This is a genomic window from Actinacidiphila bryophytorum, from assembly GCF_016916835.1.
In the GTDB taxonomy this organism is placed as follows: domain Bacteria; phylum Actinomycetota; class Actinomycetes; order Streptomycetales; family Streptomycetaceae; genus Actinacidiphila; species Actinacidiphila bryophytorum.
In genome coordinates, this window is record NZ_JAFFIX010000010.1 from 1 (window position 1) to 25724 (window position 25724).

The 25724-nt window shown below is 72.2% G+C and carries 20 protein-coding genes; 7 read left to right on the top strand and 13 right to left on the bottom strand.

The window, feature by feature from the left end; translation table 11 throughout:
* Positions 1–37 precede the first annotated feature (37 nt).
* Complete coding sequence (locus tag JT723_RS16550; RefSeq protein WP_205045609.1) at positions 38–1771, bottom strand: ABC transporter ATP-binding protein; 1734 nt, start codon at positions 1769–1771, stop codon at positions 38–40.
* 192 nt (positions 1772–1963) lie between these two features.
* Here JT723_RS16550 and JT723_RS16555 point away from each other — a divergent pair, with 192 nt between their 5' ends.
* Positions 1964–2512, top strand: a complete 549-nt coding sequence (locus JT723_RS16555) for a MarR family winged helix-turn-helix transcriptional regulator (protein ID WP_205045413.1) — start codon at positions 1964–1966, stop codon at positions 2510–2512.
* 3 nt (positions 2513–2515) lie between these two features.
* On the opposite strand, the gene mscL is transcribed toward JT723_RS16555, so the two are convergent.
* On the bottom strand, positions 2516–2956 hold the full coding sequence (gene mscL, locus JT723_RS16560) for a large conductance mechanosensitive channel protein MscL (protein ID WP_205045414.1): 441 nt from the start codon (positions 2954–2956) through the stop codon (positions 2516–2518).
* A 101-nt stretch (positions 2957–3057) separates the two neighbouring features.
* Positions 3058–4800, bottom strand: coding sequence for a carbohydrate-binding module family 20 domain-containing protein (locus tag JT723_RS16565; RefSeq protein ID WP_205045415.1), 1743 nt, complete (start codon positions 4798–4800; stop codon positions 3058–3060).
* A gap of 338 nt (positions 4801–5138) precedes the next feature.
* Here JT723_RS16565 and JT723_RS16570 point away from each other — a divergent pair, with 338 nt between their 5' ends.
* Positions 5139–6992: an ABC transporter transmembrane domain-containing protein gene (locus tag JT723_RS16570; RefSeq protein ID WP_205045416.1), complete on the top strand. Its 1854-nt coding sequence runs from the start codon at positions 5139–5141 to the stop codon at positions 6990–6992.
* Positions 6989–8770 carry an ABC transporter ATP-binding protein gene (locus JT723_RS16575; protein ID WP_205045417.1) on the top strand — a complete coding sequence of 594 codons (1782 nt, stop codon included), beginning with the start codon at positions 6989–6991 and terminating at the stop codon, positions 8768–8770. The genes JT723_RS16570 and JT723_RS16575 overlap by 4 nt, the downstream gene beginning before the upstream one ends.
* A 47-nt stretch (positions 8771–8817) precedes the next feature.
* Here the strand turns inward: JT723_RS16575 and JT723_RS16580 are convergent, their stop codons facing one another.
* Positions 8818–9612 (bottom strand): metal-dependent hydrolase, encoded by a 795-nt coding sequence (locus JT723_RS16580; RefSeq protein ID WP_205045418.1) that lies wholly within the window; start codon positions 9610–9612, stop codon positions 8818–8820.
* Positions 9613–9746: 134 nt separating this feature from the next.
* Here JT723_RS16580 and JT723_RS16585 point away from each other — a divergent pair, with 134 nt between their 5' ends.
* Positions 9747–12260, top strand: a complete 2514-nt coding sequence (locus JT723_RS16585) for a DEAD/DEAH box helicase (protein ID WP_205045419.1) — start codon at positions 9747–9749, stop codon at positions 12258–12260.
* A 34-nt stretch (positions 12261–12294) separates the two neighbouring features.
* Here the strand turns inward: JT723_RS16585 and JT723_RS16590 are convergent, their stop codons facing one another.
* From JT723_RS16590 to JT723_RS16605, 4 genes are all read right to left on the bottom strand, one after another.
* Entirely contained in the window at positions 12295–13416 is a 1122-nt protein-coding gene (locus JT723_RS16590; RefSeq protein WP_205045420.1) for a DUF6397 family protein, read from the bottom strand.
* 116 nt (positions 13417–13532) lie between these two features.
* Positions 13533–13934, bottom strand: a complete 402-nt coding sequence (locus JT723_RS16595; RefSeq protein WP_205045421.1) for a roadblock/LC7 domain-containing protein — start codon at positions 13932–13934, stop codon at positions 13533–13535.
* A 117-nt stretch (positions 13935–14051) separates the two neighbouring features.
* Positions 14052–14387 (bottom strand): YnfA family protein, encoded by a 336-nt coding sequence (locus JT723_RS16600; protein WP_205045422.1) that lies wholly within the window; start codon positions 14385–14387, stop codon positions 14052–14054.
* 77 nt (positions 14388–14464) lie between these two features.
* A complete protein-coding gene (locus tag JT723_RS16605) occupies positions 14465–15223 on the bottom strand; it encodes an alpha/beta fold hydrolase (protein ID WP_205045610.1) in 759 nt (252 codons plus the stop codon).
* Positions 15224–15366: 143 nt separating this feature from the next.
* On the opposite strand from JT723_RS16605, the gene JT723_RS16610 reads away from it, so the two are divergent.
* Positions 15367–15897: a PadR family transcriptional regulator gene (locus JT723_RS16610; protein WP_205045611.1), complete on the top strand. Its 531-nt coding sequence runs from the start codon at positions 15367–15369 to the stop codon at positions 15895–15897.
* Positions 15898–16037: 140 nt separating this feature from the next.
* A complete protein-coding gene (locus JT723_RS16615) occupies positions 16038–16976 on the top strand; it encodes a hypothetical protein (protein ID WP_205045423.1) in 939 nt (312 codons plus the stop codon).
* A gap of 97 nt (positions 16977–17073) precedes the next feature.
* Here the strand turns inward: JT723_RS16615 and JT723_RS16620 are convergent, their stop codons facing one another.
* Positions 17074–18453 carry an FAD-dependent oxidoreductase gene (locus JT723_RS16620; protein ID WP_205045424.1) on the bottom strand — a complete coding sequence of 460 codons (1380 nt, stop codon included), beginning with the start codon at positions 18451–18453 and terminating at the stop codon, positions 17074–17076.
* A gap of 243 nt (positions 18454–18696) precedes the next feature.
* Here JT723_RS16620 and JT723_RS16625 point away from each other — a divergent pair, with 243 nt between their 5' ends.
* Entirely contained in the window at positions 18697–21711 is a 3015-nt protein-coding gene (locus JT723_RS16625) for a carbohydrate binding domain-containing protein (protein ID WP_372441324.1), read from the top strand.
* 45 nt (positions 21712–21756) lie between these two features.
* On the opposite strand, the gene ybiA is transcribed toward JT723_RS16625, so the two are convergent.
* From ybiA to JT723_RS16645, 4 genes are all read right to left on the bottom strand, one after another.
* A complete protein-coding gene (gene ybiA / locus JT723_RS16630; RefSeq protein ID WP_205045425.1) occupies positions 21757–22341 on the bottom strand; it encodes a riboflavin biosynthesis intermediates N-glycosidase in 585 nt (194 codons plus the stop codon).
* Positions 22342–22345: 4 nt separating this feature from the next.
* Positions 22346–22894, bottom strand: a complete 549-nt coding sequence (locus tag JT723_RS16635) for an MOSC domain-containing protein (RefSeq protein WP_205045426.1) — start codon at positions 22892–22894, stop codon at positions 22346–22348.
* A gap of 65 nt (positions 22895–22959) precedes the next feature.
* Entirely contained in the window at positions 22960–23142 is a 183-nt protein-coding gene (locus tag JT723_RS16640) for a tail-anchor membrane protein (RefSeq protein WP_205045427.1), read from the bottom strand.
* A 101-nt stretch (positions 23143–23243) separates the two neighbouring features.
* Complete coding sequence (locus JT723_RS16645; RefSeq protein ID WP_205045613.1) at positions 23244–25613, bottom strand: Tex family protein; 2370 nt, start codon at positions 25611–25613, stop codon at positions 23244–23246.
* Positions 25614–25724: the final 111 nt, after the last annotated feature.

Sequence of the window (25724 nt, forward strand, 5' to 3'; positions counted from 1 at the left end):
TCGCTCGCCCGGTGAGCAGGGCGGCTGCCGGAACGCGTCAGGGCGCGCTGGTGGCCAGTTGGGTGTCGCGGCGCACCAGCGCCGCGTAGCGGCCGTTCGCGGCGAGGAGTTCGTCGTGGGTGCCGCGTTCGACGATCCGTCCGGCGTCGAGGACCACGATCTGGTCGGCGTCGCGGATGGTGGAGAGCCGGTGGGCGATGGTGATGGTGGTGCGCCCGGCCGACAGGGTGTCGATGGCGTCCTGCACGGCCTGCTCGGTCCTGGTGTCCAGGGCGCTGGTGGCCTCGTCCAGGATCAGCACCGGCGGGTTGCGCAGGATCGTGCGGGCGATGGCCAGCCGCTGCTTCTCACCGCCGGAGAAGCGGTAGCCGCGTTCGCCGACGAGCGTGTCGTAGCCGTCGGGCAGGCCGGTGATGTGGTCGTGGATCTGGGCGGCCTCGGCGGCGGCGTGGATCTCTTCGTCGGTCGCGTCCGGCTTGGCGAAGCGCAGGTTCTCGGCGACCGAGGCATGGAAGAGGTAGGTCTCCTGCGAGACGACGCCCACGGCGGAGGCCAGCGTGTCGAAGGTCAGGTCGCGGACGTCGGTGCCGTCGACGGTGACCCGGCCGGCCGTGACGTCGTACAGCCGCGGCACCAGGTAGCTCAGGGTGCTCTTGCCCGAGCCGGTCGCGCCGACGACGGCGAGGCTGCCGCCCGCGGGCACGGCCACGTCGATGCCGCTCAGCGTGGGGGCGCCGGACTCGGGGTCGTAGGCGAAGTCCACGCCCTCGAAGGCGACGTCGCCGCGTACGGACTCCAGACTCCGCGCGCCGGGGCGCTCGGTGATGTCCAGCGGCAGATCGAGATATTCGAAGATGCGCTGGAAGAGCGCGAGCGAGGTCTGCACCTGCACACCGGTGGCGAGCAGCGAGACGGTGGGCCGGAACAGGCCCTGCTGCAACGAGACGAAGGCGACCAGGGTGCCGATGGAGATCGCGGGTCCGCCGTGGCCGGTGGTCAGCCCGGCGGCCCAGTACAGCAGCGCGGGCATCGCGGACATCACGATGCCGATGACGGCCATCCGCCAGCGGCCCTGCATGTTGGAGCGCACTTCCAGGTCCACCAGGCGCTCGGACTCGGCGGAGAAGTCGCGGGTGAGCGAGTCGGCGCGGCCCATGGTGCGGCCGAGCAGGATGCCGCTGACCGACAGCGACTCGGTGACGATCGCCGACATCGAGGCCATCTGCTTCTGCCGCTCGGTGGCGATCTTCTTGCGCTCGCGGCCGACCCGCCGGGCGATCCAGACGAACAGCGGGAGCAGCAGCAGTGAGACGACGGTCAGCCGCCAGTCCAGCGCGGCCATCGCCACGACCGAGGCGATCACGGCGGTGGCGTTGGACACCAGCGAGGTCGCCGTCGAGGTGACGGTGGCCTGCATGCCGCCGATGTCGTTGGCGATCCTGGACTGCACCTCGCCGGTGCGGGTGCGGGTGAAGAAGGCCAGCGACATGCGCTGCAGCCGCTCGTAGACGGCGGTCCGCAGGTCGTGCATGACGCGCTGGCCGACGGTGGTGGAGATCAGGGTCTGCAGGACGCCGAAGACGCCGGTGGCGACGGCGGTGGCGATCATGCCGAGCGCGAGCAGGCTCAGCAGCCCGGTGCGGCCCTGCGGGATCGCGGTGTCCAGGATGGCCCGCAGCAGGAACGGCGAGGCGACCGAGACCAGCGAGGACAGGCCGACGAGGACGCCCACGACGGCCAGCCGGGCGCGGTAAGGGCGGAAGAGCCGCATGATGCGGCGGACGTCGGTGGGCGCGGCGGGCTTCTTCTTCGGTGGGGTCCACCGGGAGACGAGATCGTTGTCGGGGCGCAAAGGACTCCTCGGGACGGGACGGCAGTGTCAGGTGTGCGCGACTCTCGAAGGAGAGTGTAGGTCATTGTTACCTACGCTCACAGTGAACTGCCTCCTGCTACCCTGTATTCCATGGACACCCGCACCATCGAGCCCACTCGGGAAGCAGCACGGGAAGCAGCACCGGAAGCCGCGGCCCGGGACGCCGCCGCCGCGCGGTCGGCCGCGGTGCCGCCCGCCGACGAGGTCACCAGCCGGCTCGCCGACCAGCTGACCGGGCTGAGCCGGCGGCTGCACAGGGCGCAGCGCCGGCTGCTCGAACCGCTGGGCATCACTCCGGCGCAGGCCCGGCTGCTGCGCACCCTGGCGCACTGCGACGAGCCGCCGCGGATGGCCGACCTCGCCCAGCGCCTCGACGTGGTCCCGCGGGCGGTGACGACGCTGGTGGACGCACTGGAGGAGCGGGAGCTGCTGCGCCGGGTGCCGGATCCGTATAACCGCCGGGTGATCAGGATCGAGCTGCGCGACGGCGGCCGCCGGGCCCTGGCCGACCTGCGGCTCGCCAGGAGGACCGCCGCCGCCGAGATCCTGGCGCCGCTGGACGACGGCGGCCGCGCGGCGCTGTCCGCGCTGCTCGCGGCCCTCGACCAGGACGAGGCGGCGGAGCCGCGCCGCTGCTGAGCGCTACTTGCCGGCGCCCACCGGGCCGCCCTGGCTGCCCACGGACGGCGGTATGGGAGCGGTGCAGGCGCTGCAGCGCTTGGCGGCGGCCGGTATCGCGGTCAGGCACTCCGGGCACTCGCGCATGGGGGCGCCGGTGGCCTTGGGGAAGAACTTCTCCTGCATCCGGTTCATCGGCAGCACGACCAGGAAGTAGATCACCGCGGCCACGATCACGAAGCTGATCGTGGCGTCGATGAAGATGCCGTACGGGAAGGTGACGTCGGAGGCGCGGAAGGACTTCTTGCTGAAGTCACCGGTGGCGCCGCTGACGAGGCCGACGATGGGGGTCAGGAACGCCTTGACGAAGCCGTTCACCAGGGCGGTGAAGGCGGCGCCGATGACGATGCCGACCGCGAGGTCGACGACGTTGCCGCGCAGCAGGAAGGTACGGAAGCCCTTCATGGGTGGGGGTCCCCTCTGTGGTCAAGATCGGTGGAAGACCACAGTGTGCCGCGTCCTGCCACAGAGGGGTGAATCGGCGGGTCGGTGAACGCGCCCGCGGTTCAGTTCCGCCAGGTGTCGTTCAGTACGACCTTGCCGCCGGACGGGACGGTGGCCGTCCGGTTGGCGCCGGACTCCCAGGTCACGTTTCCGCTGCCGTCCTTCCGGATGTACTTGTACTGGAAGGCGGTGCCCGCGGGCATCGTGACGTCCAGCTTCCACACCGGGTAGGCGGCCGAGGACAGCAGCAGCGCGCTGCCGGTGTTCCAGTTGCCGAGGGTGGAGTTGTCGCCGACCACGTAGATGTTCTGGCCGAAGACAGTGGTGGCGTTCACCGCGAAGGACGCGCCGGACGCGGTGGTGCCGCCCGTACTCCCCGTGCTCCCGGTGCTGCCGCCGGTCGTGCCTCCCGTGGCGCCGCAGGGTCCGCCTGTGTAGAGGGCGACGGCGTCGTTGGCGCCGATGGTGGCGGTGAACCTGCCGTCGGAGCCGACGGAGTAGCCGGCCCCGCTGTGCTGCACGTCACAGTAGGTGCCGGCGGGCAGCGAGGTGGTGAAGGTCTGGGTGAGCGGGCCGCCCTCGTGGTTGATGGCGACGAAGCCCTTGCCGCCGCGGCCGAAGGCGATGGCGTTGTTGCCGTTGTCCCACCAGTTGGTCACCGCGGTGCCGGCGACGGCGTTGCGGAAGCCGACCATGCCGGCGATCTGCGGCCAGGCGTGCTGGCACTTCCAGCCGTCGCTGTAGCAGGCGTTCACGGTGCCGCCGTTGGGCGGCCCTGCGTCGTTGTTGGAGAACTCGTAGCCGGAGTAGACGTTCGGCGAGCCGTAGGGCCAGGCCAGCATGTAGACGTTGGCCAGGGTGTAGGTCGCGTTGTCCTTGTAGCTGAGGGTCGAGCCGTTGCGCTCGGTGTCCCAGTTGTCGACGAAGGTGCGGGCCTTGTCGCTGGAGACGTAGCCGGCGCCCCAGGACGCGCCCCAGGTCTTCAGTGACGCGAGCTGCTGCCCGTTGAAGATCCGCTTGAGGTCGAAGGCGCCCTGGAAGGCGTCCACGTCGCCGGTGTTGACGTACTCGCCGGGCTGCACGGCCTCGCCCGCGCCGTAGATCGCCTCCTGCGCCCAGTAGACGTTCGGGTTGCTGAGCTTGGACTTGATCGCCGCGAGGTCGGTCTCGGCCATGTGCTTGGCGGCGTCGATGCGGAAGCCGTCCACGCCCAGCGAGAGCAGGTGGTTGAGGTAGCCGGCGATGGTGCTGCGGACGTAGTCGCTGCCGGTGTCGAGGTCGGCGAGGCCGACCAGCTCGCAGTTCTGGACGTTGGAGCGGTCCTGGTAGTTGCTGATGTTCGTCCGGCAGGTGTGGAAGTCCTGGTCCTGGTAGTAACCGGGGTAGTTGTACTTGCTGTAGGCGGTGCCCGCGGTGCCCGTACCGGAGCCGGCCGACATGTGGTTGATGACCGCGTCAGCGACGACCTTCACACCGGCGGCGTGGCAGGTGTTGACCATGCCGGCGAACGACGCCTCGTTGCCGAGGCGGTTCTGCAGCTTGTAGCTGACCGGCTGGTAGGAGGTCCACCACTGGTCGCCCTGGATGTTCTCGGTGGCCGGTGAGACCTCCACGAAGCCGTAGCCGGCCGGGCCGAGCTGGTCGGTGCAGGCCTTGGCGACCGAGTCGTAGCGCCACTGGAAGAGCGTCGCCGTGACGTCCTTGCTGCCGGGAGGTGTCGCCTGCGCCTGCTGGAGGGAGGCGGCGAACAGTCCTGCTGCCGCGACGGCGGCGGCGAGCAGGCCGTTCAGGACACGGGATCTCATGGGCGGCTCCTTCGGAGAGCGGGCACAGCGGTGCCCCTGCGAAGGCAGCCACGCGCCTGGCCGCCGGGTGGGGGGAGTTGCCGGAACACCGGTCCCTCGGGTTCCGCCCAGGAGCTTCCCGCCGCCGGTGCGTACACGTCAAGACGTTGACGGAAGAACTTTCGTCGCTTTACTGCAAGTTGTTGCCGCCATTCCCGGCGGGCGCAGAAAAAGAGGTTGACCGGGCGAGGTGAATTCGCGAGGGTTACACGGTTGCGGACCGCACTTGGCACCCTTTCTCCCGTTCCGTCCGGCGAGTCCCTGATTCCCGCAATCCCCCGCTCCGACCCCAGGACATCATGACGTCCCTACGCGATCTTCCGCTGTCCGACCCCGGTGTGCCCGACTCCCGGTCGGGCTTCCGGCTGCTGCTCTGGCTGGAGATACGGCAGTGGCGCGGCCAGGTGCTCGCCGCCGCCTGGGGCACCCTGCACATGGCCGCCGTCGCGTCCTTCCCCGTGGCCGTCGGCCTGGCCGTACAGGCGGTGGTGGACGGCTCGGGCAAGCGCCTCGGCCTGGCCGGCGCGCTGATGCTGCTGCTGGGGGTGCTCACCGCGCTCGGCGACACGATGCTGCACCGCACGGCGGTGACCAACTGGATCAGCGCGGCGGCCCGCGTGCAGCAGCTGCTCGCGGCCAAGACCGTCGAGCTGGGCGCGGTGCTCACCCGGCGGGTGGCGGCGGGCGAGGTGGTGGCGGTCAGCACCGGCGACGTCGAGAAGATCGGCTGGTTCGTCGAGGCGCTGGCCCGCTTCACCTCGGCGCTGCTCGCCACCGTCGGGGTGGCCCTCGCCCTGCTGGTCTACCAGCCCGCGCTGGGCGTGGTGGTGGCCGCCTCGGTACCGGTGCTCGCGCTCGCGGTGCTGCCGCTGCTGCCCGCCGCGACCCGGCGGGCCGACCTGCAGCGGGAGAAGGCGGGCAAGGCCACGGAACTGGCCTCGGACACCGTCGCGGGCCTGCGGGTGCTGCGCGGCATCGGCGGCGAGGACCTCTTCCTCGAACGCTACCGCCGCGCCTCCCAGCAGGTGCGGGCCGCCGCGGTGCACAGCGCCCGGATGTGGGCGCTGATCAGCGCGGTCCAGGTGCTGCTGCCCGGCCTGCTGCTGGTGGCCGTGGCCTGGTACGGCGCCCGGCTGGCGCTGGACGGGCGGATCTCGGTGGGCGAACTGGTCACCGTCTACGGCTCCGTGGCCTTCCTGATGATGCCGCTGCGCAACTTCGAGGAGATCGCCATGGCCTGGTCCTTCTCCCGGCCCTCCGCCAAACGCGCGGCCCGGGTGCTGGCGCTCAGCCGCGGCCAGGAGAACGCCGAGCCGGCCGCCGACGGAGGACGGGGCGCCGCGGCCCTTCCCGAACTGGCCGGCGATCTGCACGACCCGCTGACCGGGCTGCGCGCCACGCCAGGGCAGCTGACCGCGGTGGTGTGCGGCGACCCGGACGCCGCGGGGCGGCTTGCGGACCGGCTCGGCGGCCACAGCCCGTCCGGCACCGGCACCGAGCCCTCGGCGACGCTCGGCGGGCACCCGCTCGACGCGCTGCCGCTGGCCGCGGTCAGGACCGCGGTGCTGGTGCAGGACAAGGACCCGGTGCTGCTGTCCGGCACCCTGGCGGAGCTGCTCGCGGTGCCGTCGACGGGGCGGGTCACACCCGACGAGGCGCTGGCCGCGGCCCAGTGCGGTGACGTGCTGGACGCGCTGGCCCAGTCGCTGGTGGACCCCGGCGGCTCCACGGGACGGCCCGACCCGATGCGCGCCACGATCACAGAACGCGGCCGTTCGCTGTCCGGCGGGCAGCGGCAGCGGCTGGCACTGGCCCGCTCGTTGGTGGCCGACCCCGAGGTGCTGGTGCTCGACGAGCCGACGTCGGCGGTCGACGCGCACACCGAGGCGCGTATCGCGCGCGCCCTCGGGGCGGTCAGGGCGGGGCGCACCACCGTCGTACTGACCTCCAGCCCGCTGATGCTGGACCGGGCCGACCGGGTGGTCTTCGTGGACGACGGCACCGCGGTCGCCGCCGGCACCCACCACGACCTGCTGCGCACCGACCCGCGCTACCGGGCCGTCGTGACCCGCGAGCCCGACCCCGCCCCGGAGCCGGTCCCCGCGCCCGCCCGCCCCCCGCACACCGCCGCCACGATGGAGGAGTCCGCATGATCGGCGTGCGACCGCCGGAGTACGACCCGGCCGCGCCCCGGCAGAGCAGCACCCTGCCGGTGGGCTCACCCGCGACCGTGCGCGCCTACGTCCGCGAGCTGGCCCGTCGGCACCGGGGTGCCTTCGCGCTGTTGGTGGGCGTGAACACGGTGGCCGTGCTGGCCTCGATGGTCGGTCCGTATCTGCTCGGCCGCCTGGTCCAGGACCTCTCCGACGGCAGGCGGGACGTGCACCTGGGCCGGACGGTGGCCTTCTTCCTGGCCGCACTCGCGGTGCAGGCCTTCTTCGTGCGGCTGGTGCGGCTGCGCGGTGCGGTGCTCGGCGAACTGATGCTGGCCGACCTGCGGGAGGACTTCCTGGTCCGGTCGGTGTCGCTGCCGCCCGGCGTCCTGGAGCGCGCGGGAACGGGTGACCTGCTCTCCCGGATCACCACGGACATCGACCGGCTGGCCAACGCGATGCGCGAGGCCGTGCCCGAGCTGGCCATCGCCGTGGTCTGGGCGGGGCTGCTGCTGGGCGCGCTCGCCGTGACCTCGCCGCCGCTCGCGCTGTCGGTGCTGGTCGCCCTGCCGGTGCTGCTGGTGGGCGTCCGCTGGTACTTCCGCCGCGCCCCGCAGGCCTACCGCTCCGAGGCCGCCGGGTACGCGGCCGTCGCCGCGGTGCTCGCCGAGTCCGTCGACGCCGGCCGCACCATCGAGGCGCATGGCCTGGGCGGGCGCAGGGAGGAGCTGTCGCGGCAGCGGATCGGCCAGTGGGTGGCGTGGGAGCGCTACACGATGTGGCTGCGCACGGTCCTCTTCCCGGTCATCAACGCCACGCACACGCTGATCCTGACCGCGGTGCTGATGATCGGCGGCGCCTTCGCGCTGAACGGATGGGTGTCGGCGGGCGAGCTGACCACCGGCGCTCTGTACGCCCAGATGCTGGTGGACCCGGTCAACCTCATCCTGCGCTGGTACGACGAGCTGCAGGTCGCCCAGGTCTCGCTGGCCCGGCTGGTCGGGGTGCGCGAGGTCGAGGAGTCGGCCGGGGACGGGCGGATCTCCCCGCAGGGCCGCGAGGTCTCCGCGGACCAGGTGCGCTTCGGCTACCGCAAAGGCGCCGACGTGCTGCACGGCATCAGCCTCGACGTGCCGCCCGGCACCCGGCTGGCGCTGGTCGGCCCTTCGGGCGCGGGCAAGTCCACGCTGGGCAGGCTGCTCGCCGGGATCTACGCGCCGCGCACCGGCGAGGTCACCCTCGGCGGTGCGGAACTGGCCAGGATGCCGGCCGAGCGGGTCCGCGAGCATGTGGCCCTGGTCAACCAGGAGCACCACGTCTTCGTCGGCACCCTCCGCGACAACCTGCAGCTGGCCAGGGCCGCCGCGGTGGACGAGGACATGTGGGACGCGCTGCGGGCGGTCGACGCCGAGGAGTGGGCGCGGGCGCTGCCCGAGGGCCTGGGCACCGAGGTCGGCTCGGGCGGCACCGTGCTCACCCCGGCGCAGGCCCAGCAGCTCGCGCTGGCCCGGCTGGTACTCGCCGACCCGCACACCCTGGTACTCGACGAGGCGACCTCGCTGCTCGACCCGCGGGCCGCCCGGCACCTGGAGCGGTCGCTGTCGCGGGTGCTGGACGGCCGCACGGTCGTCGCCATCGCGCACCGGCTGCACACCGCGCACGACGCCGACGTGATCGCGGTGGTCGAGGACGGCAGGATCAGCGAGATGGGCAGCCACCACCAGTTGGTCGCGGCCGACGGCGCCTACGCGGCCCTGTGGCGGTCCTGGCACGGCTGACCCGCTCCCGGCCCGCCTCGCAGTGCGGGGCGGAGCCGGGCGGGAGGTCAGCCGATGACGCCGAGGGCGCCCAGCGCGCAGCCGCCGCCGACCACGAAGAAGACCGGGGTGAGGACCTTGATCTCCACCCAGCTCCCCGCGCGGAAGCGCATGAACTTCGGCGGGCCGACCGGATACCAGCGGCGCCGCCCGATCGGGATCGGCCACAGTACGGGGCAGCCGGAGACGGTCAGCGCGTCGCCGATGCAGTGCACCAGCGAGCCGAGCACGATCGGCAGCCCGATCCACAGGTAGTGCTGGCCGGGCTGGGTGAACAGCCAGTCCTTGCCGTTGCCCGGGTCGTCCAGCACGTCGGCGAGCATCCAGGCGCTGGTCGCCCCGAGCAGCCACACCAGCACGTCGCTGGACATCCTGGCCTGCCGCCACAGCAGGCCCTCCACCGCCAGCACCATGTGGATGAACAGGATGACCAGCACCGCCCAGCGGCCCCCGTAGACCGCAGCCGCAGAGAAGCCGCCGCCGACCAGGACGGCCCACAGCCAGGTGTGGGTCAGCGTGCGGTGGCCGCCGGCCCGCCGCGGGTCGCCCTTCTTGCGGGTCGCCTTGTACGTGGCGTGCGCCAGCCCGTCCACGATCTTGCACAGCGCCCGGGACAGCGGCCCGAACGCCCGGGAGATCGTCGCCGCCTGGTGGTCCAGGTCGGGAGCCAGTGCCGCGCCCGCGCAGATCAGCGCTCCCACCAGGACCGTCGGCCAGGGCATCGGGTGGCCGAGGCCTGCCGCCGCCGCTCCGACGCCCAGCCAGGCCGCCGCTCCGGACAGTGAGTGCGCTGGTCCCATCATCGTGCTGCTCCGTCCCCCAGAAGTGCCGCCCGCAGGCGGAGTTGACGCGTGGTCGACGGCACACCCTATCGCCGATGATCACGGCTGCCGCCTCCGGTTCCGCCTAGGACGGCCAGGACAGGCAAGATGGTGGGGTGACCCTTATCGATCAGCTGCCGTCCGATGCCGACCCCGATGCCCTCTTCGAAGCGTTCTCGACGTGGGCGCAGGGCGAGGGCATCTCGCTCTACCCCGCCCAGGAGGAGGCGCTGATCGAGGTCGTCTCGGGTGCGAACGTGATCCTTTCCACCCCGACCGGATCGGGAAAGAGCCTGGTCGCAGCGGGTGCGCACTTCGCGGCACTGGCCCGGGACGAGGTGACCTTCTACACCGCGCCGATCAAGGCGCTGGTGTCGGAGAAGTTCTTCGACCTGTGCAAACTCTTCGGCACCGAGAACGTCGGCATGCTGACCGGCGACGCCTCGGTCAACCCCGACGCCCCGGTCATCTGCTGCACGGCCGAGGTCCTGGCCTCGATCGCACTGCGGGACGGCAGGGACGCCGACGTCGGCCAGGTGGTCATGGACGAATTCCACTTCTACGCCGAGCCCGACCGCGGCTGGGCCTGGCAGATCCCGCTGCTGGAACTTCCGCAGGCGCAGTTCCTGCTGATGTCGGCCACTCTCGGTGACGTGTCGCGCTTCGAGGAGGACCTGACCCGGCGCACCGGGCGGCCCACCGCGGTGGTGCGGTCGGCGACCCGCCCGGTGCCGCTGAGCTACGAGTACCGCAGCACCCCGCTGACCGAGACGCTGACCGAACTGCTGGAGACCCGTCAGTCGCCGGTCTACATCGTGCACTTCACCCAGGCCGCGGCCGTGGAGCGGGCGCAGGCGCTGATGAGCATCAACATGTGCTCGCGGGCGGAGAAGGACGCCATCGCCGACCTGATCGGCAACTTCCGTTTCACCACCGCCTTCGGCCGCAACCTGTCGCGCTACGTCCGGCACGGCATCGGTGTGCACCACGCGGGCATGCTGCCCAAATACCGCCGTCTGGTGGAGAAGCTGGCGCAGGCCGGGCTGCTGAAGGTGATCTGCGGTACGGACACGCTCGGCGTCGGCGTCAACGTGCCGATCCGCACGGTGCTGTTCACCGCGCTCACCAAATACGACGGGCAGCGGGTGCGGGTGCTGCGCGCCCGGGAGTTCCACCAGATCGCCGGCCGCGCCGGGCGGGCCGGCTTCGACACGGCGGGCTTCGTCGAGGCGCAGGCGCCCGAGTACGTCATCGAGAACGAGAAGGCGCTCGCGAAGGCAGGGGACGACCCGAAGAAGCGCCGCAAGGTGGTGCGCAAGAAGGCGCCCGAGGGCTTCGTCGGCTGGTCGCAGGGCACCTTCGAGAAGCTCATCGCCTCCGACCCCGAGCCGCTGACCTCGCGCTTCCGGGTCACCCACGCGATGCTGCTGTCGGTGATCGCCCGCCCGGGCAACGCCTTCGAGGCGATGCGCCGCCTGCTGGAGGACAACCACGAGGACCGCCGCGCGCAGCTGCGGCACATCAGGCGGGCCATCGCCATCTACCGGTCGCTGCTGGCCGGCGGCGTGGTGGAGCGGCTCGCAGAGCCGGACGCGGAGGGCAGGATCGTCCGGTTGACGGTGGACCTGCAGCAGGACTTCGCGCTGAACCAGCCGCTGTCGACCTTCGCTCTCGCCTCCTTCGAGCTGCTCGACCCCGACTCCCCCTCCTATGCGCTGGACATGGTGTCCGTGGTCGAGTCGACGCTGGACGACCCGCGGCAGATCCTGGCCGCCCAGCAGAACAAGGCCAGGGGCGACGCGGTGGCCGAGATGAAGGCCGACGGCGTGGAGTACGAGGAGCGCATGGAGCGCCTGCAGGACGTGTCCTACCCCAAGCCGATGGAAGAGGTGCTGCTGCACGCCTACGGCGTGTACCGCAAGAGCCACCCGTGGGTCGGTGACCATCCGCTGTCCCCCAAGTCCGTGGTGCGCGACATGTACGAGCGCGCGATGACGTTCTCCGAATTCACCTCGTACTACGAGCTGGCCAGGACCGAGGGCATCGTCCTGCGCTATCTGGCAGGCGCCTACAAGGCGTTGGAGCACACCGTGCCCGACGACCTCAAGTCCGAGGACTTCCAGGATCTGACCGCCTGGCTCGGTGAGCTGGTCCGGCAGGTCGACTCCAGCCTGCTGGACGAGTGGGAGCAACTGGCCAACCCCGAGGAGGAGAGCGCGGAGGAGGCCGCGGAGCGCGCCGACCAGGTCAAGCCGGTCACCGCGAACGCCCGCGCCTTCCGGGTGCTGGTGCGCAACGCCCTCTTCCGCCGGGTGGAGCTGGCGGCGCTGGAGAAGTACCACCAGCTGGGCGAGCTGGACGCGGAGTCCGGCTGGGACGCCGACACCTGGGCGGAGGCGATGGACGCCTACTGGGACGAGTACGACGACCTGGGCACCGGTCCCGACGCCCGCGGCCCGAAGCTGCTGATGATCGAGGAGCAGCCCGAGCACGGGCTGTGGCGGGTGCGCCAGACCTTCGCCGACCCCAACGGCGACCACGGCTGGGGCATCTCCGCCGAGGTCGACCTGGCGGCCTCCGACGAGGAGGGCCGGGCGGTGATCAGGCTCACCGGCGTCGGCGAGCTGTGAGGCCGCGCGCCCCAACGCCGTCCGCCCCGCGGCCTCAGCCGTCGCTGACCTGCCGCCTCCCCCGCAGCAGCCTGCGCAGACTCCGCCGCGGCCGGTCCTCCGCCGCCCAGGGCGCGGGCGCGGTCCGGCCCGCGGGCGCAAGAGCCGGAGCGGGCGCCGGAGCGGGCAGCGGTGCCGTGGCGACCACGGACGCAGGCGCGGATGCCGGCGCGGGCAGCGGTACGGGCGCAGGCAGGGGCAGCGGTACGGGCGCGGGGACGACGGCACGCCCGGCGGCCGACGCGGGCACGAGCCCGCCGCCCTTCTTCCGCACCACCCGCGCGGGCGGCGGCGCCTGCGGGACGGCCGGGGCCGGCCGCGGCACCGGGTCAAGGTCCCTTGCCCTGCCGAGCGCGTCGGCCAGTGCGACCAGCCCGAGGGCGATCTCGTCGGGGTGGTCGGCCGTGGTGAGCCGGGCGATCAGCGCGCCGTCCGCGAGCGGTCCTGGCCGCCCGGGCGGCAGCACCTGGTGGATCCTGCGCAGCCGGGAGCGCTCATAGGGATCGGGCACCGCCGACTCGGTCATCTCGGGTCCGAGCAGCGCGGCCCACACCGCGGCCTCCTCCCAGGGATCCCGTGCGTCCCTGGCCAGTTGGGCGACCCGGCGGGACCGCCAGCCGCGCGGCCGCTGGTCCTCGCCCTCGTCGGCCGACTCGCGCACCGCAGCGGGCAGCCGCCCGGCCAGCAGTGCGGGGCTGCCCGCCGCGAAGGCCTCCAGCTCGCCCGCGGGATAGAGCCAGACCAGGGCGCGGTAGCGGTTCACGTACCAGCGCGCGGGGCGGACGCAGCCCGCCCTGGTCAGCCGGAGCATCCGGTCCCGGCTGATCCCCAGCAGCTCGGCGCCCTCGGTGGTGTTGACGAGCCGGATCCTGGCCAGCAGGGCCGGTGTGCCGCCCGCCGCCGCCCGCACTCTGGCGATCTCCGCCTCCGCCACCCGCGGCCGGTCCGTGCCGCCGCCGATTGTGGCGATCTCACCCAGGTGCAGAGCCAGCTCGAACTCCGTGAAGTCCAGGCCCAGTTCCTCGCGCGCCCGGTTGAGGGTGAGGGTCCGCGCCCCGCCCGCCGCGCCTGCGAGACCCGCCACACGTGCCGTTCCGGTCTTCGTTGCCACTGTCATCACTCCCCGCATCGGTCAACTACTGACAGTGACGACTCTAGCGCGCACCGCGAACACGCGTTCTCAGCCCTGTGGATAACTTCCGTTCCCGCAGATCGGGGCGGGTCGGATTCAGGTCAGAACGGCGAGCCGTTCCCGCGGGCGGCGACGCCCAGATGTTCACCGACGCGGTGCACCAGCAGCGTCATCTCGTACGCGACCCGCCCGGCGTCGGCCTCCATGCCGCTCAGCACCGACAGGCAGCTGCCGTCCCCCGCCGCGGTCACGAAGAGGTAGCCCTCGTCGAACTCGACCATGGTCTGCCGGACCCCGCCGGTGCCGAACTGCCGTCCCGCACCCTTGGCGAGGCTGTGGAAACCGGACGAGACCGCTGCCAGATGCTCGGCCTCCTGCCGGTCGAGGCCGCCACTGGCCCCGGTGACCAGACCGTCGTTGGACAGGACGAGCGCGTGCTTCACATGCGGCACACGCTGTGTCAGATCGTCGAGCAGCCACGCGAGCCTGTTGCTCACCGTCATCGCCCTGCCTCCCGTCTCCCCTGCCCTAGAGCCTGTCGCGCCGGGCGCACTTCGGCAACCCCGCCTCGGCGTGCCGAGCCGTCCGAAACGCCCCGCGCGGACCGGGAACGGCGGATTTCAGCCGCCTCGCGGCGCGTACATGATGACGCCCACCCCGACCAGGCAGATCACCGCCCCGGCGATGTCGAAAGGGTCCGGCCGGTAACCGTCGGCGACGACGCCCCACAACAGCGAGCCCGCCACGAAGACACCGCCGTACGCGGCCAGGATGCGGCCGAATTCGGCGTCCGGCTGCCGGGTCGCGACGAATCCGTAGAGGCCCAGGGCCACGACGCCCGCACCCATCCACGCGATGCCGCGGTGCTCGCGCACCCCCTGCCAGATCAGCCAGGCGCCGCCGATCTCCAGGACGGCGGCGAGCACGAAGAGGGCCACGGAACGCAGGGTGATCATGCCACCATGATGCATGGCCGGTATCGGAGCCGGACGGCTCCCTGCCGGTTCTCGCGGGAAGGCCCGGCGCCGGGGCGTCAGGCGCCGTCCGCGATCGCCGCCGCGTACGCCCGCGGGTTGTCGAACATGATGCAGTGCCCGGAGTCAGGCACCCGCACCACCCGCACACCGGACGCGGCCACGCCGTCGAGGCCGGCGATGTCGTCGCCCGCGTCGCCGACCAGATAGGTGCGCGGGATGTCGAGGCCGGTCAGCATGGCGCGCATCGTCGGGTCCGTGCCGCGCAGCAGCCCGCAGGCGCTGCGGTGCAGGGCCAGCGGATCGGCGAGGCGCATCGTGGAGCGCCACAGCCAGCCGACCTTCTCCAGCGTCGCGGCGAAGCCGCCGCCGTGCACGAACTCCTCCTCGGGCCAGCCGGCGATCCCGCTGCTCGCGGCGCCGGACAGCGGCCCCGGGTCGAGGTTCGCCTCCGCCAGGACGAGCCGGGAGACCAGTTCCGGCCTGCGGTAGGCCAGCACGATCGCCACCGAGCCGCCCATGCTGTGCCCGACCACCTCGGCGCCGCGCACACCGGCCGCGTCCAGGACGGCGGCGAGTGCGCCCGCGTGGTCCTCCAGGCCGTAGCCGAAGTCGGCGGGGCGGTCGCTGATGCCGAAACCCGGCAGGTCGACGTAGAGCGTGCGCCGCCCGGCGAGTTCGCCGTACGCCGACAGGTGGGCGGTGTACGGACCCGAGGCCGCGCCCAGCCCGTGCACATGGACGCGCGCCGGTCCCGCGCCCTGCGACTCCGTCCACCGGATGTACGCGCCCGCGGGGCCGAACTCCGTCTGCTGCATCACTGCCGCCTCTCTCCCTGGTCATACGAAGCCGTGTCCGTGCAATGCCGGGCCGCCGCAGCGCCGGGCACACCGCGGACTATACATCGTCCACGATGTATAGCGTCAACGCTGTACAGCGAGACCATGGGAGGATGGGGCTCATGCTGGAACTGTCGATCCTGGGTTTCCTCCACGAGACGCCGCTGCACGGCTATGAGCTGCGCAAACGCGTCGCCGCGCTGACCGGGCACATCAAGCCGATCGCGGAGAGCACGCTCTACCCGGCGATCAAGCGGATGGAGAAGGCGGGTTGGCTGCGCCGCGACCCGCAGCCCGGCGCGGTGGCCGCACCGCGGCATGTACTCAGCCTGACCGAGGAGGGCCGCGCCGAGCTGATGCGCCGCCTCGCGGACCCCGAGCCGCTGGATGTCAGCAACGAGAACCGGTGGTTCACCCTGCTCGCCTTCCTGCGGCACCTGGCCGACCCCGCCGCGCAGGCCGCGGTGCTGCGCCGCCGGCTGGCCTTCCTGGAGGAGCCGTCGAGCTTCTTCTACGCCGACGACCGCCCGGTGAGCGCGGAGGAGGTGGACGACCCCTTCCGGCAGGGCGTGCTGGTCATCGCGCGGGCCACCACCCGCGCCGAACTCGGCTGGCTGCGGACCACGTTGGCGGACCTGGACGCGGCCGGGTGAGCGGCCGCCCCGCCCGGTGCGCCATCCGGTGCACACAAGGTCCGCAAAACACCTCCCCCTGAGCGGGCGCGCCCCCTCTCGACGCGGACGTTACCCGCTGGTTAAGGTGCGCGGACCGGAACGAGAGGGAGGGGCGTCACATGACCACGGCGGAAGGCACGCAGGACGACGAGCTGTTCGTGCTGACGGCCGCGATGCTGACACCCGAGCGCTTCCCCGGTGTGCTCGGCGACGACTACCCCGCCGCGTGCGCGCAGCTCGGCCTCACCCCGCTGCCCGACGGCTACGGCCTGATGTTCGGTCAGGACGGCGGCGGCGCCCGCTGGACGGTGGCAACCACCGACGCCGCCATGGTCGCGTGCGCGCTGGCGGCCTGGGACTGCGGCCTCGAATACGAACTCGCCCCGGGCGAGGAGAGCCTGGCCGCCTCGCTGCCCGGCTGGCCGCTGCCGGTCGCCGTCGCGGTGCCGGGTGTCCCGGCGCCGCACGACCCCGCGGACGAGGCGGCGGGGCCTGCGCTCGCGCCCCCCGACATCTCGGTGTGGGGGCCGCCGCAGCGGCGGCTGGGTGCCGACGAGATCGCCGTCCACTGGTACGAGTGGCGCGACCAACTGGCCCCCGCGGCCGCACCGGCGGCGGAAGCGGAAGCCGTGCAGGAAGCGGAAGCGGAACCCGCGGCCGGTGACGCCCCGGCCGACGCCCCCGCGGGTCCCGACGCCGGCGACGGCCCCGCCCCTGCCGACGCTCAGGAGGCCGGCGAGGCCGAGGTCCCCGCCGCCGCGGACGCCGGCGCCGAGGACCAGGCGCCGCCCGCCGCCCCGGTCTCCCACGGCGGTGTCCGCCGCGCGCTGCAGGACGCCGAGGAGTACCTGCGCACTCCCCCGCCGCCGGGCCGCGTCCGCACCACCGGCGGCTCGCTCCGGGCCGACGGACCCGGCTGGTCCCTGGTCGCCAGGACCGACGACATGGCCTTCGTGCTGCTCGACGAGGCCCCGGGCCAGGTGCTGCCGGTCGGGCGCGGCCCCTCGCTCCCGCCGCTGCTCGAAGCCCTCGGCAAGCTGGCGGCGCAGCAGTCCTGACCGCACGACGGCAGGCGCCCGCCCCTTACACGACCCGCGCCGTACGCAACCGGCTCCGTACGCCCGCCCGTTCGGTACCGAGCCCGCCCCGCCGCCGTCAGCCGGCCGCGCTGTCCGCGGCGACCGCGTCGGCCGCCTTGCGGGCCGCGACCAGGACCGGGTCCCACACCGGCGAGAAGGGCGGGGCGTAGCCGAGGTCGAGGCCGATCATCTGCTCCACCGTCATGCCCGCGGTCAGGGCGACCGCGCCGATGTCGACGCGCTTGGCCGCGCCTTCGCGGCCGACGATCTGCAGGCCGAGAAGCCGCCCGGTGCGGCGCTCGGCGAGGATCTTGACCGTCATCAGGGCCGCGTCGGGGTAGTAGCCCGCGCGGCTGGTCGACTCGATGACCGCGGTCACGTACTGCAGCCCGGCGGCACGCGCCTGGGACTCCTTCAGGCCCGTGCGGGCGATCTCGACGTCGCAGACCTTGCTCACCGCGGTGCCGACGACGCCGGGGAAGGTCGCGTAGCCGCCGCCGATGTTGATGCCGATGATCCTGCCGTGCTTGTTGGCGTGGGTGCCGAGCGCGATGTGCTGCATGGCGCCGGAGACGAGGTTGAGCACCTCGACGCAGTCGCCGCCCGACCACACATTGCCTGTGCCGAGCACGCGCATGGCACGGTCGGTGAGCAGGCCGCCGTGGGCGCCGAGCGGCAGCCCGGCCTCGGCGGCCAGGCCGGTCTGCGGGCGCACTCCCAGGCCGAGCACCACCAGGTCCGCGGGATGTTCGGCGTCGTCGGTGGCGACGGCCCCGGCGCGGCCGTCGTCCCCGGTCAGGACCGCGCGGACCGAGGTGCCCGAGACCACCCGCACGCCCAGTCCTTCGAGTGCGTCGCGCACCAGGCGCCCCATGTCGGGGTCGAGGGTGGTCATCGGCTGCTCGTTGCGGTCGATCAGCGTCACGTCGAGGCCGTGCCGCAGCATCGCCTCGGCCATTTCCACGCCGATGTAGCCGCCGCCCACCACGACCGCCCGGCGCACTCCCTCGCGGCCGAGGCCGCGCAGCACCGCTTCGCCGTCGTCCAGGGTCTGCACGCCGTGGACGCCGGGCGCGTCGATGCCGGGCAGCGGCGGGCGTACGGGGACGGCGCCGGTGGCGATGACCAGCTGGTCGTAGCCGGTCCACTGCTCGGTCCCGGCGGCGTCCCGGCTGCGGACCCGACCGCGCTCGGGGTCGATCTGCGTGACCTCGGTGCCGAGCCGCAGGTCGATGGCCCGGGCGCGGTGCTCGGCCGCGGTCCTGGCGACCAGCGCGTCGGGACCCTGGGTGGCGCCGCCGATCCAGTACGGGATGCCGCAGGCGGAGTACGAGGTGTGGTGCCCGCGCTCGAAGGCGACGATCTCCAGGTCGTCGGCGGCCCTGCGGCGCCGCGCCTGGGACGCGGCGGACATGCCCGCCGCGTCACCGCCGATGACCACCAGACGCTCCGTCATGTGCCCTGCCACCCCTTCGCGAACGGTGCCGATCGGATGCAACCGCGGCACCCGCACAGCACCTTACGTGGGGCGTGGCGGCGGATCCGTCCGCACATCTTTACGCCACTCACATGTCCCAGTAACCTCGCGAAGGTTCTTGCAGCAACTTGCGCAAGATATCCGGCCGTTGGTTCCGTGGCGCGCGGAGCGGACGGCATCCGCGACACCGGCCGCATGCGCGGCCCCGTCCGAGGAGCCTGTGTGGGACCTCTTTCGCGCCAACACCGCAGAACCGGGCCAGGCCCGCTGGCGGCCGCACTCGCCGTCGTCACCGGGCTGCTGGCCGCCCTGCTGCCCGCCCTGTCCACCGGCGCCGCACCCGCCGCGGCGGCCACCGGCAACACCGCCACCGTCTACTACTCGACCGCCTCGTCCAACTGGTCGGCCTACAACCTGCACTGGGCACCGGACGGCGGCAGCTGGACGACGGTGCCGGGCGTCGCCATGGAGGCGGCGTGCACCGGCTGGGTGAAGAAGACCGTCGACCTGGGCACGGCCACCGGGTGGCAGGCCACCTTCAACAACGGCCAGGGCACGTGGGACAACAACGGCGGCAAGAACTACGCCCTGGGCACGGGCACCATCACCGTCAAGGACGGCGCCATCGCGCACAGCGACCCGTGTGCGGGCGGCACCACGGACCCGCCGCCCGGCACCTCGGCGACGGTCTTCTACTCCACTGCGACCGTCGGCTGGACCACTGTCAACCTGCACTACGCACCGAACGGCAAGGCCTGGACGACCGTACCGGGCGTCGGCATGGAGGCGGCCTGCACCGGCTGGGTGAAGAAGACCGTCGACCTCCAGGGCGCGACCGGCCTGGCGGCCACCTTCAACAACGGCAACGGCACCTGGGACAACAACAACGGCGCCAACTACGCGCTGTCCTCCGGGGTCAGCACGGTCAAGGACACCAAGGTCACCGCGAACGCCGCCGACCCCTGTGCGGCCGTCGTCCCCGACACCACGCCCCCCACCGTGCCCGGCGCGGTCAAGGCGTCGGCCACCGACACCTCCGTGGTGCTGACCTGGGACCCGTCCACCGACGACACCGCGGTGACGGGCTACCGGGTGACCCGCACCGGCGGGACGAAGGGCACCGTCGTCACCAGCGTGGGCTCCACGGTCTTCTCCGACTCGGGCCTCGACGCGGAGACGACCTACACGTACACGGTCGTGGCCCTGGACGCGGCGGGCAACGCATCCGCCGCATCGGCCGCGGCGACCGCCACCACCGGGCACGCACCGCCGCCTGCCACTCCCGGCCAGATGCTCGGCACCGACCCGCGCAAGGACCCGATCTACTTCGTGCTGACCGCCCGCTTCTACGACGGCGACACCAGCAACGACCGCGGCGGCAACCAGGACGTGGCGTCCGGCAACGCGGCGAACGACGACCCGATGTTCCGCGGCGACTTCAAGGGGCTGGTGCAGAAACTCGACTACGTCAAAGCGCTCGGCTTCTCCGCCATCTGGATCACCCCGGTGGTGCTGAACCGCAGCGACTACGACTACCACGGTTACCACGGCTGGGACTTCTACCGGGTCGACCCGCGCCTGGAGTCGGCGGGGGCGTCGTACCAGGACCTGATCAACGCGGCCCATGCCAAGGGGATCAAGATCTACCAGGACGTGGTCTACAACCACAGCTCCCGCTGGGGCGCCAAGGGCCTTTTCGTGCCGACGGTCTACGGGGTCAGGGATGCCCAGTGGTCGTGGTACTACGACGAGAAGGAACCGGGCTTCGAATACGACGGTCTGACGATCGACCCCAAGACCGGTAAGTCGTACTACAACGGCGACCTGTGGTCGACCGCCGAGCCGTCCGGCAACACCTGTCTGAACTGGGGCAAGCCCACCGGCCAGAAGAGCCCCGAGGGTTACACGCTCTACAACTGCCAGTGGCCGAGCCCCACTTCCGGGATGTTCCCCGCCGCGCTCTACCACCAGTGCTGGATCGGCAACTGGGAGGGCGAGGACTCGCGTTCCTGCTGGCTCGCCGACGACCTCGCCGACTTCAACACCGAGAACCCCACCGTGCAGAACTACCTGATCGGCGCCTACAACAAATACATCGACATGGGCGTCGACGGTTTCCGCATCGACACCGCGGTACATATCCCGCGGGTCACCTGGAACCGCCGCTTCCTGCCCGCGATACAGCAGCGTGTCCTGCAGGACTGGGGCCAGGACAAGGCACAGAACTTCTTCGTCTTCGGCGAGGTCGGCGCCTTCGTCAACGACAAGTGGAACCGCGGTTCCGTCAACCATTCGGCGCAGTTCTACACCTGGAAGGAACGCAAGGAGTACAGCCCGGACGACGCGACGGCGGCCATCGAGCAGTACAACTACGAAGAGCAGCTCGGCACCGGGAACCAGCCGACGTCCACCAACGCCTTCCTCGAAGGCAACGCCTACCACACCCCGGACCACAGCAAGTTCTCCGGGATGAACATCATCGACATGCGCATGCACATGAACTTCGGTGACGCGCACAACGCCTTCTACAACGGCAAGGACTCCGACGACTCGACGAACGACGCGACCTACAACGTGGTCTACGTCGACAGCCACGACTACGGACCCAACAAGTCGTCCGTGCGCTACACCGGCGGGCAGGACGCCTGGGCCGAGAACATGGCGCTGATGTGGACCTTCCGCGGTATTCCGACGCTGTACTACGGCTCGGAGATCCAGTTCCAGGCCGGCAAGACGATCGACTGCGGGCCGAGCTGCCCGCTGGCGACCACAGGCCGCGCCTACTACGGCGACCATGTGGAGGGCACGGTGACCGCGTCGGACTTCGGCACCGTCGCCAGTGCGTCGGGGCCGGTGGCCACCACTCTTGCGCAGCCGCTGGTCAAACACCTCCAGCGGCTGAACCAGATCCGGCGGGCGGTCCCGGCGCTGCAGATGGGGCAGTACAGCACCGACGGGGTCAGCGGCGGCGGGATGTCGTTCAAGCGCCGCTACACCGACACCGCGTCGGGGGTGGACAGCTTCGCCCTGGTGACGGTGACCGACGCGGCGACCTTCAGCGGGATCCCCGACGGCCGCTACGTGGACGCCGTCACGGGCGACGTGCGGACCGTCACCGGCGGCACGCTGTCCGTCGCCGCCCCCGGCAAGGGCGACATGCGGGTGTACGTGCTCGACCTCGGCGGCGCCAATGCCGCGCCGGGCAAGATCGGCACGGACGGCCCCTACCTGAAGTGACGCCCGGGCCGCCCGGCCCCCGCCACCGTGCGCAGGGCCGGGCGGTCAGCCCTGGGGGCCGCCCTGCCCTGCGAGGTGGTCGCGGGCGTCCATCAGGGCGAAGCCGAGCAGATTCAGGCCCCGCCAGCGTGCCGGGTCGGCGGCCCGCTCGTCGTCGGCTGCCAGGCCGATGCCCCACACCCGGTCCAGCGGGCTGGCCTCGACCAGCACCCGCCCCGCGGTCGCCAGCAGGAAGTCCCGCAGGTCCGCGTGCTGGCCGAACTTGTGCCTGCTGCCCTCCGCGACCAGGGCGAAGCGCTCCCGCTGCCAGACCGCGTCGTCGAAGCCGCGCACGGAGCGACCGACGTCCTTGGCCGCCTTGGGGTGGGTGGCCGCCAGCGCCCGCCGCTCGGCGTCCTGGTCGCCGAACAGCCGCGCCTTGCCGGCCATCATCCAGTGCTCGGCGGTGGCGTAGGTGACGCCGTCCACCGTGAAGGGGGCGGGCCACCACTGGCTGAGGCAGCCGGCGCCGACGCTGCCGTCGCGCTGCGGGCGGTGGCCCCAGAAGTGCACGTACTTCACCCGGGAGCCGCCGGCGGTGTAGGCGACCAGGGCGTCCACCGAGCGGACGGCGGACAGGGGGTGCGGCATCGGGTCAGACCCTTTCCAAGGGGCGGTGCGGGGGTGCGGGGATTTCCGCGGTGACCGGGTCGCCGGGACGCAGGGTGCCGGGGAACAGCACGACGGCCATCACACCGGCCTTGCGGACCACCTCGCCGGTGGACGTGTCGCGGCCGACGACGTGCTTGAGCAGGCCGCTGCGGAAGCGGTCGATCTGCAGGCAGGGATTGCGCAGCCCGGTGACCTCCACGACCGCGTCGGCCCCCAGGTGCAGCCGGGTGCCGGTGGGCAGGGCGAGCAGGTCGATGCCCCGGGTCGTGACGTTCTCGCCGAGGTCGCCGGGGGCCACGCGGTAGCCCGCCTCGCCCAGCTCGTCGAAAAGCTCGGAATGGATCAGGTGGACCTGGCGCAGGTTGGGCTGCGCCGGGTCCTGGGCGACCCGGGACAGGTGTTGGACAGTGACGCCGAGATGGGCGTCACCCTCCACGCCGAGGCCGGCGAGCAGCCGGATGCTGTCGCGGTTGGGCTTGCTGAACCGGTGGTCGGAGTCGCTGCTGACCGCAGTGACGGTGGCCTGACTCATCGGACGGTCTCCCCCTCGATCGGATGCCCTGACCGATGGCTCACCCTACCGAGGGAAGGACCAGGTCAGCGACCGATTTGCCGCCGACTGACCCGGCGCAGCCTGCGCCGCTGCGAGGAGTCCAGGGCCAGGTACCCGGCGACCGGGATGCCGACGATGATCAGGAAGAACAGCCAGAGCGGGATCCAGTGCAGCAGGATCAACCCGAGCAGCACACCGCCGATGGCGACCTTCGCACGACCTGACATTGTCCCCGCCTCCGTTCACGGCGTCCGGCGGCCGGACGCCGCGCGCTCTTTGCCTGGTGCTTACCCACCACAACGCACCGTAGACCGTCCTGGTTCCCGTTTCACCTGCCGCCGGTCAGTCCCGCGCGGCGCAGCGCGTCCGCCATGGCGCCGCCCGCGGGCGGCTGCGACGAGCCGCCGCGCCGGTCGCCCTGCCCCTGCCTGCCGCCCTGCCGCGGCGCCTTCCCGCGCCGCTCGCCGCCCCCGCCGGGGGCCTGTCCGCCCGACCCTGCCCCCGAGCCGCCTGCCGAGGCCCTGGGCTCGTCGTCCAGCCGCAGGGTCAGCGAGATCCGCTTGCGCGGCAGGTCCACGTCGAGCACCTTGACCCGCACGATGTCGCCGGACTTCACCACGTCCCGCGGGTCCGACACATAGCTGCGCGACAGAGCGGAGACGTGCACCAGGCCGTCCTGGTGGACACCGACGTCCACGAAGGCGCCGAAGGCCGCCACGTTGGTGACCACGCCCTCCAGCAGCATCCCCGGGCGCAGGTCCTTCATCTCCTCCACGCCCTCCTTGAAGGCCGCGGTCTTGAAGGCGGGGCGCGGGTCGCGGCCGGGCTTCTCCAGTTCGGCGAGGATGTCGGTGACGGTCGGCAGGCCGAAGGAGTCGTCGACGAAGTCCTGCGGGCGCAGGGTGCGCAGCACGGCCCCGTTGCCGATCAGCTCGGCGATCCCGGTGCCGGCGGAGGTGCCGATCCTGCGGACCACCGGATACGCCTCGGGGTGCACCGCCGAAGCGTCCAGCGGGTCGTCGCCGCCGAGGATGCGCAGGAAGCCGGCGCACTGCTCGTACGCCTTCGGGCCGAGCCTGGCGACGTCCTTGAGGTCCTTGCGGGTGCGGAAGGGTCCGTTGGCGTCGCGGTGGGTGACGATGTTCGCGGCCAGGCCCTCGGTGATGCCCGAGACCCGGCGCAGCAGCGGCACCGACGCGGTGTTGACGTCGACGCCGACGCCGTTCACGCAGTCCTCGACCACCGCGTCCAGCGAGCGGGACAGCTTCACCTCCGACAGGTCGTGCTGGTACTGCCCGACGCCGATGGAGCGCGGGTCGATCTTGACCAGTTCGGCCAGCGGGTCCTGCAGCCTGCGGGCGATCGAGACCGCGCCGCGCAGCGAGACGTCCAGGTCGGGAAGCTCGGCCGAGGCGTAGGCGGAGGCGGAGTAGACCGAGGCGCCCGCCTCGGAGACCACGGCCTTGGTCAGCTTCAGCTCGGGGTGCGCCTTGATCAGCTCGGCGGCGAGCTTGTCGGTCTCGCGGGACGCGGTGCCGTTGCCGATCGCGATCAGGTCCACCCGGTGGGCGGCGGCCAGCCGGGCCAGTGTGGCCAGCGACTCGTCCCAGCGGTTACGCGGGACGTGCGGGTAGATCGTGTCGGTGGCGACGACCTTGCCGGTGGCGTCGACCACGGCGACCTTCACACCGGTGCGCAGGCCCGGGTCGAGGCCCATGGTGGCGCGGGTGCCGGCCGGCGCGGCCAGCAGCAGGTCGCGCAGGTTGGTGGCGAAGACCCGTACGGCCTCGTCCTCGGCCTCCTGGCGCAGCCTGACCCGCAGGTCGATGCCGAGCCTGACCAGGAAGCGGGTGCGCCAGGCCCAGCGGACGGTGTCCGCGAGCCACTTGTCGGCGGGCCTGCCGCGGTCGGCGATGCCGAACTGCTGGGCGATGCGCCGCTCGAAGCTGGTGGGGCCCTCCGCGGGCTCCTCCGGCTCCAGGGTGAGGTCGAGGACCTCCTCCTTCTCGCCGCGGAGCATCGCCAGCACCCGGTGCGAGGGCAGCTTGGTGAAGGGCTCGGCGAAGTCGAAGTAGTCGGCGAACTTCGCACCCGCCTCCTCCTTGCCCTCGCGCACCTTCGCCACCAGCCGGCCGCGGCTCCACATCCGGGTGCGCAGCTCGCCGACCAGGTCGGCGTCCTCGGAGAAGCGCTCGGTCAAGATGGCGCGGGCGCCGTCCAGGGCGGCTGCCGCGTCCTCGACACCGCTGTCGGCCGACACATATGCCGCGGCAGCGGTCTGCGGGTCGAGCGCGGGGTCGGCGAGCAGGGCGTCGGCGAGCGGTTCCAGGCCCGCCTCGCGGGCGATCTGCGCCTTGGTGCGCCGCTTGGGCTTGTAAGGCAGGTAGATGTCCTCGAGGCGGGCCTTGGAGTCGGCGGCCATGATCTGCGCCTTGAGGGCGTCGTCGAGCTTGCCCTGCGCCTCGATGGACTCCAGGACGGCCGCCCGCCGCTCGTCCAGTTCGCGCAGGTAGCGCAGCCGCTCCTCCAGGTTGCGCAGCTGCTCGTCGTCCAGGGTGCCGGTGGCCTCCTTGCGGTAGCGCGCGATGAACGGCACGGTCGCACCGCCGTCGAGCAGATCGACGGCCGCCCGCACCTGACCTTCGCGTACGCCCAACTCCTCGGCGATCCTGCGTTCGACCGAAACGTTGCCGCTGATGATGCCGCTCCTCAGGCCCGGGCCAAGACGCGTGACGCTTGGCGGTTGCCAGCATCGTAGACGGCGCCGGGCGGCGGCATGCGGCAAGGCGGCCGCGGTTCGGTGCCGCAC

Coding starts and splice junctions, on each gene's coding strand:
- JT723_RS16550 (WP_205045609.1), bottom strand. CDS start 1,771: ATGCGGCTCTTCCGCCCTTACCGCGCCCGGCTGGCCGTCGTGGGCGTC.
- JT723_RS16555 (WP_205045413.1), top strand. CDS start 1,964: ATGGACACCCGCACCATCGAGCCCACTCGGGAAGCAGCACGGGAAGCA.
- mscL (WP_205045414.1), bottom strand. CDS start 2,956: ATGAAGGGCTTCCGTACCTTCCTGCTGCGCGGCAACGTCGTCGACCTC.
- JT723_RS16565 (WP_205045415.1), bottom strand. CDS start 4,800: ATGAGATCCCGTGTCCTGAACGGCCTGCTCGCCGCCGCCGTCGCGGCA.
- JT723_RS16570 (WP_205045416.1), top strand. CDS start 5,139: ATGACGTCCCTACGCGATCTTCCGCTGTCCGACCCCGGTGTGCCCGAC.
- JT723_RS16575 (WP_205045417.1), top strand. CDS start 6,989: ATGATCGGCGTGCGACCGCCGGAGTACGACCCGGCCGCGCCCCGGCAG.
- JT723_RS16580 (WP_205045418.1), bottom strand. CDS start 9,612: ATGATGGGACCAGCGCACTCACTGTCCGGAGCGGCGGCCTGGCTGGGC.
- JT723_RS16590 (WP_205045420.1), bottom strand. CDS start 13,416: ATGACAGTGGCAACGAAGACCGGAACGGCACGTGTGGCGGGTCTCGCA.
- JT723_RS16595 (WP_205045421.1), bottom strand. CDS start 13,934: ATGACGGTGAGCAACAGGCTCGCGTGGCTGCTCGACGATCTGACACAG.
- JT723_RS16600 (WP_205045422.1), bottom strand. CDS start 14,387: ATGATCACCCTGCGTTCCGTGGCCCTCTTCGTGCTCGCCGCCGTCCTG.
- JT723_RS16605 (WP_205045610.1), bottom strand. CDS start 15,223: ATGCAGCAGACGGAGTTCGGCCCCGCGGGCGCGTACATCCGGTGGACG.
- JT723_RS16610 (WP_205045611.1), top strand. CDS start 15,367: ATGCTGGAACTGTCGATCCTGGGTTTCCTCCACGAGACGCCGCTGCAC.
- JT723_RS16615 (WP_205045423.1), top strand. CDS start 16,038: ATGACCACGGCGGAAGGCACGCAGGACGACGAGCTGTTCGTGCTGACG.
- JT723_RS16620 (WP_205045424.1), bottom strand. CDS start 18,453: ATGACGGAGCGTCTGGTGGTCATCGGCGGTGACGCGGCGGGCATGTCC.
- ybiA (WP_205045425.1), bottom strand. CDS start 22,341: ATGCCGCACCCCCTGTCCGCCGTCCGCTCGGTGGACGCCCTGGTCGCC.
- JT723_RS16635 (WP_205045426.1), bottom strand. CDS start 22,894: ATGAGTCAGGCCACCGTCACTGCGGTCAGCAGCGACTCCGACCACCGG.
- JT723_RS16640 (WP_205045427.1), bottom strand. CDS start 23,142: ATGTCAGGTCGTGCGAAGGTCGCCATCGGCGGTGTGCTGCTCGGGTTG.